Annotated in this window: 12 protein-coding genes; 5 read left to right on the forward strand and 7 right to left on the reverse strand. The window is 70.1% G+C overall.

Annotated features, from left to right (window positions below):
- Positions 1 to 49 precede the first annotated feature (49 nt).
- Positions 50 to 2,524 (reverse strand): penicillin-binding protein 1A, encoded by a 2,475-nt coding sequence (locus ACT53U_RS01985; protein ID WP_476152301.1) that lies wholly within the window; start codon positions 2,522 to 2,524, stop codon positions 50 to 52.
- 293 nt (positions 2,525 to 2,817) lie between these two features.
- Positions 2,818 to 3,795, reverse strand: a complete 978-nt coding sequence (locus ACT53U_RS01990) for an N-acetylmuramoyl-L-alanine amidase family protein (RefSeq protein WP_476152303.1) — start codon at positions 3,793 to 3,795, stop codon at positions 2,818 to 2,820.
- 831 nt (positions 3,796 to 4,626) lie between these two features.
- On the opposite strand from ACT53U_RS01990, the gene ACT53U_RS01995 reads away from it, so the two are divergent.
- The 3 genes from ACT53U_RS01995 to dapB all read left to right on the forward strand — a co-directional run bounded on the left by ACT53U_RS01995 (position 4,627) and on the right by dapB (position 9,001).
- Positions 4,627 to 7,221, forward strand: a complete 2,595-nt coding sequence (locus tag ACT53U_RS01995) for an Rne/Rng family ribonuclease (protein ID WP_476152304.1) — start codon at positions 4,627 to 4,629, stop codon at positions 7,219 to 7,221.
- 210 nt (positions 7,222 to 7,431) lie between these two features.
- On the forward strand, positions 7,432 to 8,088 hold the full coding sequence (locus ACT53U_RS02000; RefSeq protein ID WP_476152305.1) for an alpha/beta hydrolase: 657 nt from the start codon (positions 7,432 to 7,434) through the stop codon (positions 8,086 to 8,088).
- 106 nt (positions 8,089 to 8,194) lie between these two features.
- Positions 8,195 to 9,001: a 4-hydroxy-tetrahydrodipicolinate reductase gene (gene dapB / locus ACT53U_RS02005; RefSeq protein WP_476152306.1), complete on the forward strand. Its 807-nt coding sequence runs from the start codon at positions 8,195 to 8,197 to the stop codon at positions 8,999 to 9,001.
- Positions 9,002 to 9,005: 4 nt separating this feature from the next.
- Here dapB and ACT53U_RS02010 read toward each other — a convergent pair whose 3' ends face one another.
- Together ACT53U_RS02010 and ACT53U_RS02015 are read right to left on the reverse strand one after the other, a co-directional pair.
- A complete protein-coding gene (locus ACT53U_RS02010) occupies positions 9,006 to 9,371 on the reverse strand; it encodes a hypothetical protein (RefSeq protein WP_476152307.1) in 366 nt (121 codons plus the stop codon).
- 3 nt (positions 9,372 to 9,374) lie between these two features.
- Entirely contained in the window at positions 9,375 to 10,490 is a 1,116-nt protein-coding gene (locus ACT53U_RS02015) for an anhydro-N-acetylmuramic acid kinase (RefSeq protein ID WP_476152308.1), read from the reverse strand.
- A gap of 111 nt (positions 10,491 to 10,601) precedes the next feature.
- Between ACT53U_RS02015 and tyrS the strand changes: the two genes are divergently transcribed.
- On the forward strand, positions 10,602 to 11,849 hold the full coding sequence (gene tyrS / locus ACT53U_RS02020) for a tyrosine--tRNA ligase (RefSeq protein WP_476152309.1): 1,248 nt from the start codon (positions 10,602 to 10,604) through the stop codon (positions 11,847 to 11,849).
- Positions 11,850 to 11,852: 3 nt separating this feature from the next.
- Here the strand turns inward: tyrS and ACT53U_RS02025 are convergent, their stop codons facing one another.
- A complete protein-coding gene (locus tag ACT53U_RS02025) occupies positions 11,853 to 12,671 on the reverse strand; it encodes a molybdate ABC transporter substrate-binding protein (protein WP_476152310.1) in 819 nt (272 codons plus the stop codon).
- 351 nt (positions 12,672 to 13,022) lie between these two features.
- Here ACT53U_RS02025 and ACT53U_RS02030 point away from each other — a divergent pair, with 351 nt between their 5' ends.
- Positions 13,023 to 13,592, forward strand: coding sequence for a DUF2087 domain-containing protein (locus ACT53U_RS02030; protein WP_476152312.1), 570 nt, complete (start codon positions 13,023 to 13,025; stop codon positions 13,590 to 13,592).
- A 94-nt stretch (positions 13,593 to 13,686) separates the two neighbouring features.
- Here ACT53U_RS02030 and ACT53U_RS02035 read toward each other — a convergent pair whose 3' ends face one another.
- The gene (locus ACT53U_RS02035) at positions 13,687 to 13,896 is read right to left on the reverse strand and encodes a TOBE domain-containing protein (RefSeq protein ID WP_476152313.1); all 210 of its coding nucleotides are present in this window, start codon (positions 13,894 to 13,896) and stop codon (positions 13,687 to 13,689) included.
- A gap of 135 nt (positions 13,897 to 14,031) precedes the next feature.
- Positions 14,032 to 18,252 carry a glycogen debranching protein GlgX gene (glgX, locus tag ACT53U_RS02040; RefSeq protein ID WP_476152314.1) on the reverse strand — a complete coding sequence of 1,407 codons (4,221 nt, stop codon included), beginning with the start codon at positions 18,250 to 18,252 and terminating at the stop codon, positions 14,032 to 14,034.
- Positions 18,253 to 18,297: the final 45 nt, after the last annotated feature.

Genomic DNA, 18,297 nt, shown 5'->3' on the forward strand with positions numbered 1-18,297 from the left:
GGAAGGATGGAAGACGGCGAAACGGCGCCCCGCGGGCGCCGTTCGTCGATCAGTAGAGGCCGCCCTGCTGCAGGCCGCGTTCCTGTTCGGGCGTGACCTTGTTGGCCTTGCCGAACTCCTCGGTGTCGTAGCCGATGACCGAATAGGTGTCGGGCGGCGCCGTGCCGGGCTTGAAGGCTTCCATGATCGTGTCGGTGTCGCCGGGCGCGGCCTTCATGCCGGAGTGATGGCTGACCGCGATGAAGCGGATGCCCGGCGGCACGCGGAAGGGCACCGGCGGCTTGTCCTTCAGCGCATCGGCGAAGAGCTCGCGCACCACCGGCGCCGCCGTGTGGCCGCCCGAGATGCCGCGTCCCATCGGCCGCGGCTTGTCGTAGCCGAGATAGACGCCGGCCACGAGATCCGGCGTGAAGGCCATGAACCAGGCGTCCTTTTCCTCGTTGGTCGTGCCGCTCTTGCCGGCGACCGGCCGCTTGAGATCGGCGAGGGCGGTGCCGGTGCCGCGCTGGATGACGCCTTCCATGATCGAGGTGATCTGATAGGCGGTCATCGGGTCGAGCACCTGTTCGCGCTCGTCGATCAGCTCCGGCTCGGGCTGGTCGGCCCATTTCGGCGCGTCGCAGTTCTCGCAGATGCGCTTGTCGTGCTTGAAGATCGTCTTGCCCCAACGGTCCTGGATGCGGTCGATGAAACTCGCCGTCACCCGGCGGCCGCCGTTGGCGATGGTCGCGTAGGCCGCGGTCAGACGCAGCACCGTCGTCTCGCCGGCGCCCAGCGACATCGGCAGGTAGGCGCCGAGATCCTCGTAGATGCCGAAGCGCTTGGCGTATTCGACCACCAGCGGCATGCCCATGTCCTTGGCCAGCCGCACCGTCATCGTGTTGCGCGACTGCTCGATGCCGACACGCAGGGTCGAGGGACCGTAGAACTTCTGGGAATAGTTCTCGGGCTTCCAGATCGGCTGGCCGGGCCCTGGATTGATCTCGATCGGACCGTCGAGCACCAGCGACGACGGCGTGTAGCCGTTGTCGAGGGCTGCGGCGTAGACGAAGGGCTTGAACGACGAACCGGGCTGGCGCCAGGCCTGGGTGGCGCGGTTGAACTCGCTCTCGGCGAAGGAGAAGCCGCCGGTCACCGCCAGGACGCGGCCGGTGTGCGGATCCATCACCACCATGGCGCCGGAGATCTCCGGCACCTGACGCAGACGATGGATCGACCGATCGGCCGTGCCGCCCGCGACCTTCTCGACATAGACGACGTCGCCGACCGCGACGATGCCGGCCATGCCGCGGCCGATCGCCGAGGTGCGCTTGGCGCCTTCGGCCCAACGACTCGCCCACTTGGCCTGATCGAGCGGCACCACGGCGCGCTCGCGCTCGGTCGAGATCTCGCCGGCCGGCAGACGCCGCGGCTGCAGACCGACGACGGCCTCCTGATCGGCGACCGACAGAACCACGCCGAGCCGCCATTCCGGCACGTCCGACAGCGCCTTGACCTCGGCCAGCGCCGGACCCCAGTCGCCCGACCACGTCAGCCGCGCGACCGGCCCGCGCCAGCCGGCGCTCTGGTCATAGGCGAGCAGACCGTGCATCAGCGCCTTGCGGGCATACTGCTGAATCTTGGGATCGAGCGAGGTGCGCACCGACAGGCCGCCCTGATAGAGGCCGCGCTCGCCGTAGCGTTCGATCAGCTGGCGGCGGACTTCTTCGGCGAAGTAGTCGGCGCCGAAGATGTGCGGGCCGGTGGTGCGCTGCACCACCTTCAGCGGATCCTTCTTGGCCTTTTCGCCCTGATCGGCGGTGATGAAGCCGTTGGCGACCATCTGGCCGATCACCCAGTTGCGACGCTCGATCGCGCGATCGGCGTGGCGGAAGGGGTGATAGTTGTTCGGGCCCTTCGGCAGCGCCGCCAGATAGGCGGCCTCCGCGATGGTCAGCTCGTGCACCGACTTGTCGAAATAGAGGAGCGACGCCGCCGCGACGCCGTAGGCGCCGATGCCCAGATAGATCTGGTTCATGTAGAGCTCGAGGATCTCCTCCTTGGTGTAGGCGGCCTCGATGCGGACGGCGAGAATGGCTTCCTTGATCTTGCGTTCGAAGGTCTGCTCGTTGGAGAGCAGGAAGTTCTTGGCGACCTGCTGGGTGATGGTCGAGGCGCCCTGCGGCCGGCGACCGGCGAGCTTGTTCTGGACCGTCACGATGGCGGCGCGCACGATGCCTTCGGGATCGAGACCGGTGTGCTCGTAGAAGTTCTTGTCCTCGGCGGACAGGAACGCGTTCTTGAGCATCTGCGGGATTGCCTGGCTCGGCAGGAACAGCCGGCGCTCGGAGGCGTATTCGGCCACCAGTTCGCCGTTGCCGGCATGCACGCGGCTCATCACCGGCGGCTCGTAGTTCTTGAGCGCGGTATAGTCCGGCAGATCGGAGGAGGCGTGCTTGTAGGCGAGATAGACACCCGCCGAGATCGCGAGGACCGCGACCGTGCCGATGCCGAACAGATAGCCCAAGAACCGCAGAAGGAACATGCCGCCCGATCTTCCCAGAATGCTGCGGCGACCGGCGCCGCGTTCGACCTCGTGGGCGGACCCGCCCACACTCTCCGTCGAGGAGTGCGTCGGACATCGTCGCGCCGGGCCCGGAGGCCTCCCGCCCGAGAGGGTCGACCATGGCCGCCCTCGCCCGGAATTGCTCGTCCCGTCGGTGCCGCCGCGCACGCCGGACGAGGCACCGTGACCGGTCCGCGTGCTTTAGGACGACGCACTTTCTTTTTCAAGTGAGGCGAAGCTGCGGCGGACGGTCGATCGACGACGCTTTTTCCTCAGCGTGACCCTTCCGCCGCGCGTGCGGCTCCCGGAACCCCGCGTCCGGCGAAGAAACGGTCGATCGCCGCGACGAGCGACTTCGCCGTCTGTTCGCGCCAGGTGGGCGAGGTCATCAGCGCCTCGTCCTCCTTGTTGGTGAGGAAGCCGATCTCCACCAGAACCGAGGGCACGTCGTGGGCACGCAGCACCTTGAGGCTCGCCTGCCGATGCGCCGCCCCCTTCACCAGCCGGCCGTTGCGGCGGTACTCCTCGAGGATGTCGCGGGCGACGAGCTGGCTGAAGCGCTTGGTCTCGCGCAGCGTCAGATCGGCGAGGATGTCGCCGACGGCGTCCTCGGTCTCCGGCGCGACGTGGCCGGCGACCGCATCGGCGGCGTTTTCCTTGGCGGCGAGCGCCGCCGCCTGGGCATCGGACGCCTTCTCGGCCAGCGTATAGACGGTGGCGCCTCGCACGGTCGCGTCGAACTCGGCATCGCAGTGGACCGAGACCAGCAGATCGGCCTTCGCCTCGCGCGCGATCGCCACGCGCCGGGCGAGCGGCACGAAGACGTCGGTCGTCCGTGTCGTGCGCACGTCGTAGCGCCCGGTCGCCTCGAGTGCCTTGACCAGCACCTTCGCCATGTCGAGCACCACGGTCTTCTCGAGCATGCCGGTCGCCGGCGAATGGGTGCCGCCGTCGGCGCCGCCGTGGCCGGCGTCGACCATCACCACCGGTCGGGCGACGGCGGGCGGCGGGCCGACCTCGCGCAGCGAGGGCACGGCGGCGCGATCGCCCTTGACGGCGGCCCGGTCACCGGCGGCGACCACCGTGCCGGTGGTCTCGGCGGCGTCGGAACCGTGGCGGCCGAACAGGTCGAAGGCGCCGAAGCCGATGAGCACCGCCCCGACCGCCACCGCAAGCCAGGGCCCGCGCCGCGCGCGGCGATCGCGCGGAGACGGCGACGCCGCCGCTTGTTCGCTGTCGGAACGGATCAAGAAGGTCTCCCTCGGCGAGCCATGCGCCACGCCCGAGGATAAACCATCGCGCCCGCCCGGTTAACCCGCCGTTGACGCTTCGCGGATCGGTCGATCTGACGAGACCGCCCGACACGCACGCGACTTGCAAACACCGGGTCGCACCCGTAAGTATGGGCGCGAGGAATTCGTTCTGCCGACGAATCTTTCGGTGCCCAGCATCGCGGGTCCGTTCGGCGGTACGGTTCGTCCGTTTTCGTCGATCGCCCGGATTTCCGCGGCGCGACGGAGGGTTCGGCCCCGGGTCCGTCTCGCGTTTCACCGGGACGAGCGACGGGATCGTCCGATGCGCGGCGCGTATGGCCCGATCGGACCCGAGCGACGGACGGATCGTCTCGCGGGCGCTTTCGGCGCGGTGCGGGAAGACGTTCCGGAACACGGGGATGCGTCGACGACACGAGGTCGGTCGTCGGGCAATCCGGGTTCAGGCCTCGCGCCACGCCTCACGGCGGTCGTCTCGGGTTTCGTCGTGTTTCGCGATTTCGCCCGGATGTTCCGCTCCCGATCGATGGTTTCCATCCGATCGCAACGAGATCCGATCGCCGGTTCGCCGGCCGATCGTGACAACAAGACGGGTCGAACGAACGGCCATGCCGACGACGACGGGACGGAAGACGATGACGGAGCGGACGGCGGATCGCCGGGCGCTTTCGTGTCTCCGCCCGCTCGGGACCGCCGCGCCCGGATCGTTCGCCCCCTCCTCGCCCCTCTTCTTCCCACGTTCCGCTCGCGGCCGCGCCGCCTGCCTCCTCGGGCAGGCCGTGCATGGTCCGGGCGTGGAGTTTTCGCCTCATGGCCAACAAGATGCTCATCGACGCCACCCACCCGGAGGAAACCCGGGTCGTGGTGGTTCGCGGCAGCCGAGTCGAGGAATTCGACTTCGAGGCCGCCAACCGTAAGCAGCTGCGCGGCAACATCTATCTCGCGAAGGTGACGCGCGTGGAGCCGTCGCTCCAGGCCGCCTTCGTCGACTACGGCGGCAATCGGCACGGCTTCCTCGCCTTCTCCGAGATCCATCCCGACTACTACCAGATCCCGACGGCCGACCGTCTCGCCCTCCTCGAGGAGGAGGCGCGGATGCACGCCGACGCCGAGCGCGAGGAGAACCGTCCGCGCCGCAAGCCGAGGCCGAAGGCCAAGGCCGAGAGCGAAGGCGTCGAGGGTGAGGAGATCTCCGAGGCCGGCGACGCCGGTGGCGAGAACGGCGAGGAAGAGACCGTCGAGAGCGTCGGCTCCGAGGACGCGCTCGAGGAACTCCCCGAGCGTCGCCCGCAGCAGCGCCTGCGCCGCCAGTACAAGATCCAGGAAGTGATCAAGCGCCGTCAGGTGCTGCTCGTCCAGGTCGTCAAGGAGGAGCGCGGCAACAAGGGTGCGGCGCTGACCACCTATCTGTCGCTCGCCGGCCGCTATTCGGTGTTGATGCCCAACACCGCGCGCGGCGGCGGCATCTCCCGCAAGATCACCCAGCCGACCGACCGCAAGCGCCTGAAGACCATCGCCCAGGAGCTCGAGGTTCCGGAAGGCATGGGCGTCATCGTCCGCACCGCCGGTGCGGCCCGCACCAAGGCCGAGATCAAGCGCGACTTCGAGTATCTCCTGCGCCTGTGGGAGAACGTCCGCGAACTGACCCTCAAGTCGACCGCGCCGAAGCTGGTCTACGAGGAAGGCTCGCTGATCAAGCGCTCGATCCGCGACCTCTACAACAAGGACATCGACGAAGTCCTGGTCGCCGGCGACGACGGCTACCGCGAGGCCAAGGACTTCATGCGCATGCTCATGCCGAGCCATGCCAAGAACGTCCAGGCCTACCGCGAGCCGACCCCGGTCTTCACCCGCTTCGCGGTGGAGAGCCAGCTCGACGCGATGTTCTCGCCGCAGGTCACCCTGCGTTCGGGCGGCTACATCGTCATCAACCCGACCGAAGCGCTGGTCTCGATCGACGTGAACTCGGGCAAGTCGACCCGTGAGCACAACATCGAGGACACGGCGCTCGCCACCAACCTCGAGGCGGCCGAAGAGGTCGCCCGTCAGCTCCGCCTGCGCGATCTCGCCGGTCTCATCGTGATCGACTTCATCGACATGGAGGAGAACCGCAACAACCGTGCGGTCGAGCGTCGCCTCAAGGACTGCCTGAAGAACGATCGCGCCCGCATCCAGGTCGGCCGCATCTCGCACTTCGGCCTGATGGAGATGAGCCGCCAGCGCATCCGCACCGGCGTGCTGGAAAGCTCCATGGTGCTTTGCCCGCACTGCGGCGGCACCGGCATGGTGCGTTCGACCGAGTCGGTCGCGCTCCACGTCCTGCGCTCGCTCGAAGAGGCGCTGCTGCGCAACGTCACGCACGACCTGATCGTGCGCACCCGCGCCGCCGTCGCCCTCTACATTCTCAACAACAAGCGCCGGCACCTCGCCGACCTCGAGAACCGCTTCGGCCTCGAGATCACCGTGCTCGCCGACGATCACGCCTCCCAGGCCGGCCACCTCTTCGTGGTCGAGAAGGGCGATCCCGTCGTCCCGCGCGCCGACCGTCCCGAACTCGTCTCCGCGCCCGTGGTGATCGAGGAGCCGGAAGACGACATCGTCGAGGAGATCGACGAGGACGAGAACGAGGCCGAGACCGAGACCGAAGCCCGTCGCGAAGAGCGCGGCGAGCGTCGTGAGGCGCGCGGCGAGGACGAGAACGGCGGTCGCCGCCGTCGTCGCCGTCGGCGTCGCGGTCGGGGCCGTCCGGAAGACGGCGGTCGCGAGGGTGGCGAGGCCGGCGACGGCTTCGAGAACGGTTCGGACGAGGGTGACGACGTCGGCAACGACGACGACGGCGCCGAGGGCAACGACGGTGCCGAGAACGCCGGCAACGACGCCGGTGGCGAGGAGGCTCCGCGCCGCCGTCGCCGTCGCGGTCGTCGCGGCGGTCGTCGCAACCGCGCCGAGGGCGGCGAGGGCAACGAGGGCGGCAACGGCTCCGAGACCGAGAACGGTTCGGAAGGCTCGTATGACGACGACGCCGAGGACGTGGTCGATGCCGCCAGCGGCGACGACGTGCTGGTGATCGATCGCGAGACGCTCGTCGCCGAGATCGAGGCGATCGAGGCCGCCGCGGCGGAATCGCCGGCCGAGGTCGTCGTCGAGGTTCCGGCCGAAGAGCCCGCGCCCAAGCCGAAGCGGGCCCGCGCGCCGCGCAAGACGGCCAAGGCCAAGGCCGCCGAGGCGGAAGCCGCCGCCGCTCCGGTCGTCGAGCCCGAGGTCGTGACCCCGGTCGAGACCACCGACGACACCTCCGCCCCGGCGGAAGAGGTCGTCGAGGAGGCGCCCGCCAAGCCGACGCTGGTTTCGACCGAGCTGCCGCCCGACGCGCCGCGCAAGTCCGGCTGGTGGTCGAAGCGCTGATCGGCGATCCGACGCGAGAGACATCGAAGGGCCGGGAGCGATCCCGGCCCTTTTTATTCGTCGCCCGGCGAGACCTTCGGGCGCAACGCACGGAATTTCTTGAAATCCGCGCGCTGTTCGTGCCAACAGTGGCCCACCCCAGCCGGGTAGCGCCCGGCCCCGCGCAGATCCGGGTCGCCCCCGGCAGAACCAATCAGGACGCAGAGCACCATGCCCGAGGTGATCTTCAACGGACCGGCCGGCCGCATCGAAGGCCGTTTCCAGCCCGCGAAGCAGCGCAACGCCCCGATCGCCCTCATTCTTCATCCCCACCCGCAGTTCGGCGGGACGATGAACAATCAGATCACCTATCAGCTCTTCTACATGTTCGCGAAGCGCGGCTTCGCCGTGCTGCGCTTCAACTTCCGCGGCGTCGGCCGCTCGCAGGGCGCCTTCGACCACGGCGCCGGCGAACTGTCGGATGCCGCCGCGGCGCTCGACTGGGTGCAGACGATCCACCCGGACGCCCGTTCGTGCTGGATCGCCGGCTTCTCCTTCGGCGCCTGGATCGGCATGCAGCTCTTGATGCGCCGGCCGGAGATCGAGGGCTTCATCTCGATCGCGCCGCAGCCCAACCTCTACGACTTCTCGTTCCTGGCGCCCTGCCCGTCCTCGGGCCTGATCATCCACGGCGACGTCGACAAGGTCGTGCCGCTGAAGGACGTCCAGGCCCTCGTCGACAAGCTCAAGACCCAGAAGGGCATCATCGTCGACCAGCGCGTCATCGAAGGAGCGAACCACTTCTTCGAGAACAAGGCCGACGAGCTGCTGCGCAACTGCGAGGACTACGTCGACATGCGCCTCGCCATGTCGGCCGACACGGTCTGATCGCGATCGATCGAATGCATTGAACGAACGGCCGGTCCGGATTTTGCTGGACCGGCCGTTTTCGTCTTCCCTATCCTCGCGCTCGAACGTCACGCGAGGAAGAATCATGTCGCTCCGCATCGTCGTCGCCGGCGCCACCGGATGGGTCGGCGCCGCTCTCGTCAGGGCCATAGCCACCTCCGCCGATCTCGAACTCGTCGGTGCCGTCGCCCGCTCGCACGCCGGCGAGGACGCCGGCACCGCCGCCGGCATCTCGCCCCTCGGCGTGGCGCTGGCCGCGACGCTCGACGAGGCGCTCGCCGCCCCCTCCGACGTGGTGATCGACTACACCAAGCCCCATGTCGTCGCCGCCCACGCCCGCACGGCGCTCACCGCCGGCCGCCGCGTGGTGATCGGCACCTCGGGGCTCGGCTCCGCCGACTATGCCGAGATCGACGCCCTCGCCCGTGCGAAGGGTCTCGGCGTCGTCGCCGCCGGCAATTTCTCGATCACCGCGACGCTCTTGCGCAAGTTCGCGCTCGAGGCGGCGAAATGGGTCGCCGACGTCGAGATCATCGACTACGCCTCGGCCAAGAAGCCCGACACGCCCTCGGGCACGGGCCGGGAACTCGCCGAGAGCCTCTCCGCCGTCCGCCGCCCGGCGACGTCGAAGCCGGTCGAGGAACTCTCCGGCCTCAAGGCGACCCGCGGCGCGACCATCGCCGAACCGACGCCGATCCAGGTCCATTCGGTCCGCATGCCGTCCTACGTGCTCGCCTGCGAGGCGATCTTCGGCGCCCCCGACGAGCGCCTGGTGATCCGCCACGACGCGGGATCGTCGCCCGAGCCCTATGTCGCCGGCACGCTCCTCGCCGCCCGCCGGGTCATGGGCCTCGAGGGCCTGGTCCGTGGCCTCGACGGATTGCTCGACTGACGCCTCAGCGCGGACGCCGCTCGGCCACGGGCCGGTGCGGGGTCCCCGGGGGCCCCGCCTCGCGCAGCGCCGCGAGCCGGGCCGCGCGCGCCTTCCGTTCGGCCGCCCGCGCACCGCGCCGGGCGAAGGAGAGGACGACGATCCCCGCCACCGCCACCCAGCCGGCATAGGCCGCGAGGAACGGCCGATCGGCGACGACGTCGTAGGTGGTGAGCCCCGAATGGCCGAGGAGCATCACCGCGCTCCCGGTCTTCAGCCCCCATATCACCCGCGCCCCCTCGGCGACGAGGCCGAAGCCGATCGCCCCGATCAACTTCGGCCGCCGTTCGGCGAGGGCGTTCAGTCGGCGAAAGATCGCGCCCGGACCCATGGCTCACCCCACCGCCAGCACGCCGCCGCAGGTCGGCCGCGGCACGCCGGTGGTGCCGGGGAACGACAGCGGCAGGCGCAGGAGATGGCGCACGGCGAGATGGGCGAAGGCCTGCGCCTCCATGAAGTCGGTCGACCAGCCGACGTCGGCCGCGGTCACCACCTCGGCGTTAGTCGCCCGGCCGAGCATGGCGAGCATGGTCGGATTGTGCGCCCCGCCACCCGCCACGATCACCGTCTTCGGCGCCTCCGGCAGGATCGCCAGCCCCTTGGCGATCGCCCGCGCCGTCAGCGCCGTCAGCGTCGCCGCACCGTCGGCGGGCGAGAGGCCCGCGACCGACTGGGCGGTGAAGGCGTTACGGTCGAGCGACTTCGGCGCCGGCAGCGCGAAGAACGGATGGGCGAGAAGGCCGGCGAGGCGCCCCTCGTCGACCTTTCCGGTCGCGGCGAGCCGCCCGTCCTCGTCCATCGCCCGGCCGGTACAGGCGAGCAGCCAGTCGTCGAGCGCCGCGTTGCCCGGGCCGCAGTCGAAGGCGACGAGGCCGGCCGGGTCGTCGCCCGCCGGCACGTGGGTGAGGTTGGCGACGCCGCCGATGTTGAGCACGACCAGCGGGCGCGGCAGATCGGTCGCCGCGGCGAGCGCGGCATGCCAGATCGGCACCAGGGGAGCCCCCTCGCCGCCCGCCGCGACGTCGGCCGCGCGGAAGTCGTAGACGACCGGAATGCCGATCGCCCGCGCCAGAGCCAACCCGTCGCCGAGCTGCACCGTCAGCCGCCGATCGGGCGCGTGGAACACCGTCTGGCCGTGATAGCCGACGACGTCGACGTCCGCGGGCGAGAGCCCGTTGGTGTCGAGGAAGGCGCGGACCGCATCGGCATGGGCGGCATCGACGATTCGCTCCGCCGTCTCGAGCGCCTCCGGCCGCGCCGACCGGTCGGCGATCGACGCGCCCGCCGCCACCGCGGCGCGGATCGCCGCACGTTCATGGTCGTCGTAGGGGCGGAACAGCGTCGGCCCGAAGTCGTGGACGCGTCGACCGTCGCTGCGGATCGCCGCCACGTCGACGCCGTCCATGGACGTTCCGCTCATCAGGCCGATCGCCAGCCGCACCGCGTTCATTTCGCCTCCGATGTCGACGCCGCCGCACCCCTCGGGGGGTGCCTTCTCGCGCGCGAGATGCTATGAGCCCCCGACGCGCACCGTCGCGACGTACTCAGGGTTTCGCCGATCATGACCGCATTCAAGTCCGATTTTCTCCGCGTGCTCTCCGAGCGTGGCTTCATCCACCAGATCTCCGATCCGGAAGGTCTGGACGCCGCTTTCGCGAAGGGTCCGGTGACGGCCTATATCGGCTTCGACGCGACCGCGCCCTCGCTGCACGCCGGTTCGCTGATCCAGATCATGATGCTGCACTGGATGCAGGAGACCGGCCATCGTCCGATCGCCCTGATGGGCGGCGGCACGACCATGCTCGGCGACCCGTCCTTCAAGGACGAGGCCCGCAAGCTCCTCTCGGTCGAGGACATCGACAGCAATCTCGAGGGCATCAAGCGCATCTTCTCGAAGTTCCTCGACTTCGAGAGCGGCCGCGCCCTGATGATCAACAATGCCGACTGGCTGCGTCACCTCAACTACGTCGAGTTCCTGCGCGACGTCGGCCGCCACTTCTCGGTCAACAAGATGCTGAGCTTCGACTCGGTCAAGCTCCGCCTCGACCGCGAACAGTCGCTGAGCTTCCTCGAGTTCAACTACATGATCCTGCAGGGCTACGACTTCGTCGAGCTCTACCGCCGCACCGGCTGCATCCTGCAGATGGGTGGTTCCGATCAGTGGGGCAACATCGTCAACGGCATCGAACTCGGCCACAAGATGGAGCGGACGCAGTTCTTCGCCCTCACCTCGCCGCTGCTGACCACTTCGTCGGGCGGCAAGATGGGCAAGACCGCCAACGGCGCGATCTGGCTCGAGGCCGACCTGCTGTCGCCTTACGACTACTGGCAGTACTGGCGCAACACCGAGGACGCCGACGTCGAGCGCTTCCTCAAGCTCTACACCAAGCTGCCGATGGACGAGATCGCCCGTCTCGCAGCCCTCGGCGGCTCCGAGATCAACGACGCCAAGAAGATCCTGGCGACCGAGGCGACCGCCCTCGTCCACGGCCGTGCCGCGGCCGACGCCGCCGCCGAGACCGCCCGCAAGACCTTCGAGGAAGGCGCGCTCGCCGCCTCGCTGCCGACCGTCGAGATCGCCTCGGCCGAACTCGCCGAGGGCCTCGGCGTGCTCGCGGCCTTCGTGCGTGTCGGCCTCGCGGCGTCGAACGGCGAAGCCCGCCGCGCCGTCCAGGGCGGCGCCCTGCGCGTCAACGACGTCGCCGTCGCCGACGACAAGATGCGCCTCACCCCCGCCGACCTGACCGGCGAGGGCGTGATCAAGCTGTCCCAGGGCAAGAAGAAGCACGTGCTCCTCAAGCCCGTCTGAGCCTCACGGTTTCGTCGCGGCCGGCAGGGTCGGCGCGGCGAAACCGGCCTCGGCCAGGATCATCTGGCCCTCCGGCGACAACAGCCACAGTGCGAAGCGATGGGCCGCGACCGACGCGCCCGGCGCCACGGAGAGGCCGTAGTCGGCCCGGACCGCGAGGCTCGCCGGCAGCGCGAAGGCGCGCGCCTCCGGCGTCTCCTTGGCGATCGCCTTGCGATTGGTGCAATAGGCGAGGAACAGGTCGGCCTGCCCGCTCGACAGCACCCAGGCATAGACGTTGCGCCCGGCCGGCGGCTGCGCCGAGGTCGGCCCGCCGGTCAGCTGCAGCGCCTTCGCCTCCAGCGCCGCCTTGGCGCCGGGCTTCACGGCTTCCCCCTTGGCGAAGACCTCGAGCGCGTAGTCGCCCGCCGGATCGGCCTTCGGCGTCGAGGTGCCGAGCTTCACCGCCGGATCGAGCATGCGTGCGATGAGATCGCCGCCGTCCGCCGCGACGCCGGCCTTCGGCATGGCGAAGGCGCAGAGTTCGTTGCGGGCGAAGAGCACCACCGGCCCCATCTTGCCCGATGCGGCGAGCGCCATCGGGTGCTCCATGTTGGCCGAGGTGAAGACGTCGACCTTGGCGCCCGCCGCGATCTCCTTCTGCAACACCCCCGAGGGGCCCCAGGTCTGTTCGACGCGGATGCCGGTCGACTTGGTGAAGGCGGCGGCGGCCTGGGTCAGCGCGGTCTTGAGGCTGCCGGCGGAGGCATGGGCGATCGTCTCCTCGGCGGCGGCGGGACCGGCGAGAAGGACGGCGAGCAGAAAAGGCGTGATGCGGTTCATCGACGAGACCCTCGACGAGGAGCGGTCCCTCGTGGGAATCGGGAGGCCGCTTCCTTGTGTTTCGATGGACGCAACGTAGCCCCGTTTCGCGCGCCTCTCATCCGCACTTTCGCCGAGCGTCGCGAAACCGGCCGAAAGAACGACGCTGGGCGCCGCCCCTTGCCACGCCGCCGTCGCGGGTGTATCCGCCTCTCCACGGTCGGCAGAACCGAGGCGTCGCCGCCCCGCGAGGGGCAAGCTGAACCTGCCGCTTCATCTCGAGCAGATCCGACACGTCTCCTCGTGCCGCATCGACAAGGGCGACCATCGAAGTCCGTTTCGGACGCGCGGCACATCGCACGAGGAAGAGCGATGTCCAGAACACCCCTGCCCTATGGCGTCGATGACGTCTCCGCCCTCGCCCGCGCACTCGCCGGCGAGCTCTCGACCCATGCCGAGGCCCATGCCGCCCCGCCCGGTCATCAGGACCTCTTGAACATGCTGGCGCGCGCCGCCGAGTATCGCAACTGGCAGCACTTCAAGGCCCAGAGCGAGGCACTCACCGATCTCGCCGCCCGCGTCACCCCGACGCCGCCGCCGGTCGACCTGAAACGGCTCGCCAAGATCGCCGGCTATTTCGATGATCGTGGTCGCCTGATCCGCTGGCCGGGCAAGGCCAACCACCGTGTCGACTGTCTCTGGGTGATGTGGTCGCGGCTGCCGGCGCGGACCTCGATGCACGAGCGCGAGGTCAGCGAACGCCTCGCCGCCGAACATCTCTTCGGCGACCACGCGCTCCTGCGCCGCGAACTGGTCGACGGCGGCTGGATGCAGCGGACGCAGGACGGCCGCGACTATCGCCGGCTCGAACGCTCGCCGCCGCCGGAGGCCGAGCAGCTGATCCGGCTGTTGGCTGAACGGGTCCGCCGCGCCGCGGCGTGACCGTATTGCCGGGCGGGCCCTGCCCGCCCCGGTCGCAAGAGCGACCAGGCATGAAAACCCCGGGCGGGCCCTGCCCGCCCGGCATTCTCGCCGATCAGTCGACGGCGATCATCACGTCGGACGACTTCACGATCGCCACGACCTTCTTGCCGACCTCGAGGCCGAGTTCGGCCGCCGACTCGTTGGTGATCGCGGACGTGACGAGGCTGCCGCCGCCGATGTCGACGGTGACGTGAGCGGTGGTGGCGCCGAGCTTGACCGACACGACGGTACCGGAAAGCTGGTTGCGGGCAGAAATCTTCATGGCAATGGGTCTCCGAGAGCCGGTGGTGGGATCCGGCGTCGACCGACCATAGCGCGTGCGCACCGAAGCCGTCGTGTAAATTCTATGCACGACGCCGAGATCGGCGGCAGACGCATGGCTCTCGCTGCGCGCCCCTCAGGGCCGCCGCGCCGAGCGATCTCCGAGCGTCGCCACGACCGCCTTCGCCCGCGCCGTTTCGAGCAGGCCCTCGACCCCGACAGACAGGCGCCGCCGCCAGTTCGGCCGCTCGCGGTCGGTGCCCGGCAGGTTGAGGCGCTCGACCTCGCCGGAGAGATCGTCGGCCTGGACCAGCGCCAGCATCGACCGGCCGCTCGCCGCATAGGCATGGATCGCCGCGACGAGATCGTCGGTGAGCGCTTCGGGCAGCGGCGCCTCGGCATCGCCCGCCGCGATCACCCCGGCGGCGATCAGCGTGTCGACGAGGATGCGCTTCTCTCTCGCGCGCGCCTCGCGGGCCCGCACCGCGTCCTCGGCCGTCGCACGCCCGAGACGCAGGTCTTCGGCGATGTCCTCGCCCCGCCACCAGCCCTCGAGCGTGGTGAGATCGTGCGAGCCGACGACCGCGGTGCCCAGCGCCGGATAGGCGTGCGGCGAGCGGAAGCCCTCGCCCTCGCGTTCGAACCACAGCACCTGATAGGACAGCACCTTCGCCTCGGCCATCCGCTCGCGGAAGCCCCAGGGCACGGTGCCGAGATCCTCGCCGACGACGACGCATTCCGCCCGCCGGCTCTCGAGCGCCAACTGCCCGAGCATGTCCTCGAAGGGCTGGTCGACATAGGCGCCTTCCGAGCCGCGCGCGCCGTCCGGCACGACGAAGAGCCGGCGCAGGCCGAGCACGTGGTCGATGCGCAACGCCCCGGCATGGGCCATGTTGGCGCGGATCAGTTCGGCGAAGGGGGCGTGGCCGAGGCGCGCGCTCTCGATCGGGTTGAGCGGCGGCAGCGACCAGACCTGACCATCGGCGGCGAAGGGATCGGGCGGTGCCCCGACCGAGACGCGGTGCATCAGCCGTCGCCCGGCGCCCCAGGCCTCCGCGCCGTCCGGTGCGCAGCCGACCGCGAGATCGCGATAGAAGCCGAGCGTCAGGCCGGACGCCCCCGCCTCGGCCGCAGCCTCCGCCAATTGTCGATCGGCGAGCCACTGCAGCACCATCGAATGGCGGATCGCCCGGCCGTGACGGGCGACGAAGGCATCGACGCCCGGCGCGTCACAGGTCGCAAGATCGGCCGGGAAGCCCGACGAGGTCGCCGCCCCGTGCACCGCCGCGATCGCCTCGAACGTGGCGAAGTTCGTCAGCGTCGTGCCGCCGCGCGCGGCGAACCGTGCGAACTCCACCTTCAACGGATGGCTCTCGTCGAGCCCTTCGAAGGCGGAGAAGGCGGCGCGCAGCACCTTGGCCTTGACCTCCCAGACCGCCGTCCAGTCGACATGCGGCTGGCCCGAGAGCCGCCCGCCCTCGAGCACGGCCCGCGGCATCTCGGTGGCGACCGCCGCGAGCAGAGGTTCGGGCAGCCGCGTCGGGTCGACGTAGATCGGATCGAGGAAGCGCCGGTCGGAGGGCGAATAGGGGCTCGCCCGCTCGCGATCGCCGGGGAAGAGCGCATGCAGCGGGTTGAGCCCGATGGTCGAGGCACCGCGCGCCCCCGCCTCGCGCGCCAGCCCTCCGAGCGTGGTGAAGTCGCCGACGCCGAGATCGCCGTCGTGGCGGAACGTGTAGAGATGGCCCGACAGGCCCCAGATCCGCCGCCCCTCGCCACCGTAGGGCAAATGGCAGGTGGCCGGCGCCACGGTGAGGCGGCAGGCGACCTCGCGGCCGGCGAGCCGCAGCCGGTGACGGCCGAAGGGCAGCTCAGGCAACGTCACGATGCGGCGCGGCATCCGTCGCTCGTCGGCGAAGGCGACCGTCTCGGTCCGCCCCTCGCCCGGTTCGATCGTCACCGCTCGTCGCGTGCCGTCCTCGAGTTCGAGCTCGAGCCTGAGCCGCCCGCCCGACAGCGCCTCGTCGCCGCCGATGGCGATCTCGCGCGGGCGCCCCTCGAACAGCGTCGCGGCGAGCGGCAGGGCGCGCAGCGAGGTCTCGGCGGCGAGCCGTTCGAGGCTCTCCTGCGCATCGCCGAGCGTGGCGGCGGGAAGGCCCATCGAGGCGAGGATCGACCGCTTGGTGTCGTCGCCGACCTGGACGTTGCGACCCGAGAGACCCCACCAGTCCGGCGTGATGCCGGCGGAGCGGGCGAGAAGATCGAGCGTGCGCGGATCGACCGGCCGTGAGCGGTGCTCGTCGGGGGCCTCCTCCTCGACGAAGATCGTCACCGAGCGACCGTCGATCGCGAACTTGGGGCTCGCCAGCGGCTCGCGGTCGGGGTGGGCGCTGTCGATCACCAGACGCCAGCGCATGCCGGGTCGCGCCGGCGGCGCCACCAGCACGGCCGGGCGCGGATCGACGTTGTGGGCGACCATCACCCGGTCGACGCCGTCTCGCGCCGGCGCGGCCAGAACCGCGACGAGGCGATAGTTCTCCGGGTCGTGCCAGTCGTCGACCGCGAAGCCGCGGCCGTCGAAACGGCGCCATTCGACGTCGAGGACGCCGGAGGTGCCGATCGGTCGGCCGCTCGGTGGGCGGTCGTCGGTGAAGGCGGGATGCGTCAGCCGCAGCCGCACCAGCGCGCCGACATAGTCGATCAGCCGTTGGTCGGCGCCGTCCCAGTCGAACCAGGAGAGCGGATTGTCCTGGGCATAGGCGTTGTTGTTGCCCTTCTGGCTGCGCCCCGCCTCGTCGCCCATCGACAGCATCGGCACGCCGCGCGCCGTCATCAGCGTGGCGAGGAGCGCGCGCACGTCGCGGCCGCGCGCCGCGACGACGCGCGGATCGTCGCTCGCCCCCTCGACGCCGTGATTCCAGGAATTGTTGGCGTCGGTGCCGTCGCGATTGCCCTCGCCGTTCGCCTCGTTGTGCTTGACCGCGTGAGAGACGAGGTCGGCCAGCGTGAAGCCGTCGTGAGCGGTGACGAAGTTGACGCCGTCGGAGGTGCAGCGACGGCGTCCGCCGAAGATGTCGGTCGAGCCGGAGAGCCGCGTCGCCATCTCGCCGACCATGCCGCGGTCGCCGCGCCAGAAGCGGCGGACGGCGTCGCGGAACCTGTCGTTCCACTCCGGCCAGCCGGCCGGGAATCCGCCGACCTGATAGCCGCCCGGCCCGATGTCCCAGGGCTCGGCGACATGGATCAGCCGCGACAGGATCGGATCGGACCGCACCGCCGAGAGGAACGGCGCGTCGAGATCGAATCCTTCCGGCCGGCGGCCGAGCGCGGTGGCGAGATCGTAGCGGAAGCCGTCGAAACCGCCGGCCAGCGCCGCATGGCGCAGCGCCCCGATGCCGAGCGACAGGACGGGAAAGCGCGTCAGCTCGAGCCCGTTGCCGCAGCCGGAATCGTCGATGTAGCGCGAGAGATCGTCCGGCCGGAGGCGATAGTAGAGCGCATTGTCGATGCCGCGCAGCGACACCGTGGGACCCAGATGGTCGCTCTCGCCGGTGTGGTTCAGCACGACGTCGAGGATCACGGCGATGCCGGCGGCGTGCAGTGCGTCGACGGCGGCGCGAATTTCGCTCCAGCCGCCCGGTGCGAAACGCGGATCGGGGGCGAAGGGCACGATCGGATTGTAGTTCCAGTAGTTCCTCAGCCCGAGCGGCCCGAGATGGCGTTCGTCGAGACCCGCCCAGATCGGCATGATCTCGACCACGTTGACGCCGAGGCGGACGAAATGCTCGACCACCGCGGGATGGCCGAGCGCCGCGAAGGTGCCGCGGATCGCCTCCGGCACCTCCGGGTGCTGCGCGGTCAGGCCCTTGACGTGGCACTCGTAGATCACCCGGTTCTCGGGCGCGATCGCCGGCCGCTCGATCGGCAGAGGCTCGGGCGCCGCCTCGACGATCGCCTTGGGGACGAAGGCGGCGCTGTCGACATGGTCCTCCGCCGCGCCGTGGATACGGGCGTCGAAGAGTTCCGGCGCGAGGCGGAACGGTCGGTCGAGCCGCCGAGCATAGGGGTCGACGAGAAGCTTGTGCGGATTGAAGCGATGGCCGCGATCGGGAGCCCAGGGGCCGGTGACGCGCAACCCGTAGCGGGCGCCGGGTGCGATGCCGGGGATGAAGCCGTGGAAGACGTCGTCGGTGCGCTCGGTCAGGCGATGGCGCGCGATCTCGACGTCGGCCTCGTCGAAGAAGCAGACGTCGACCGCCGTCGCGTGCGCCGAGGCGACCGCCACGTGCACGCCGCCCTCGACCGGGACCACGCCCAGCGGCTCCGCCCCTCCCGGTACGGCCCGTCCTGCCGGCATTCCTCGCTCCCCCGCCGAACGCGCCCCTCGCGTTCCCGTCTCGTA

It is taken from the genome of Pinisolibacter sp. DMC19, from assembly GCF_056313985.1.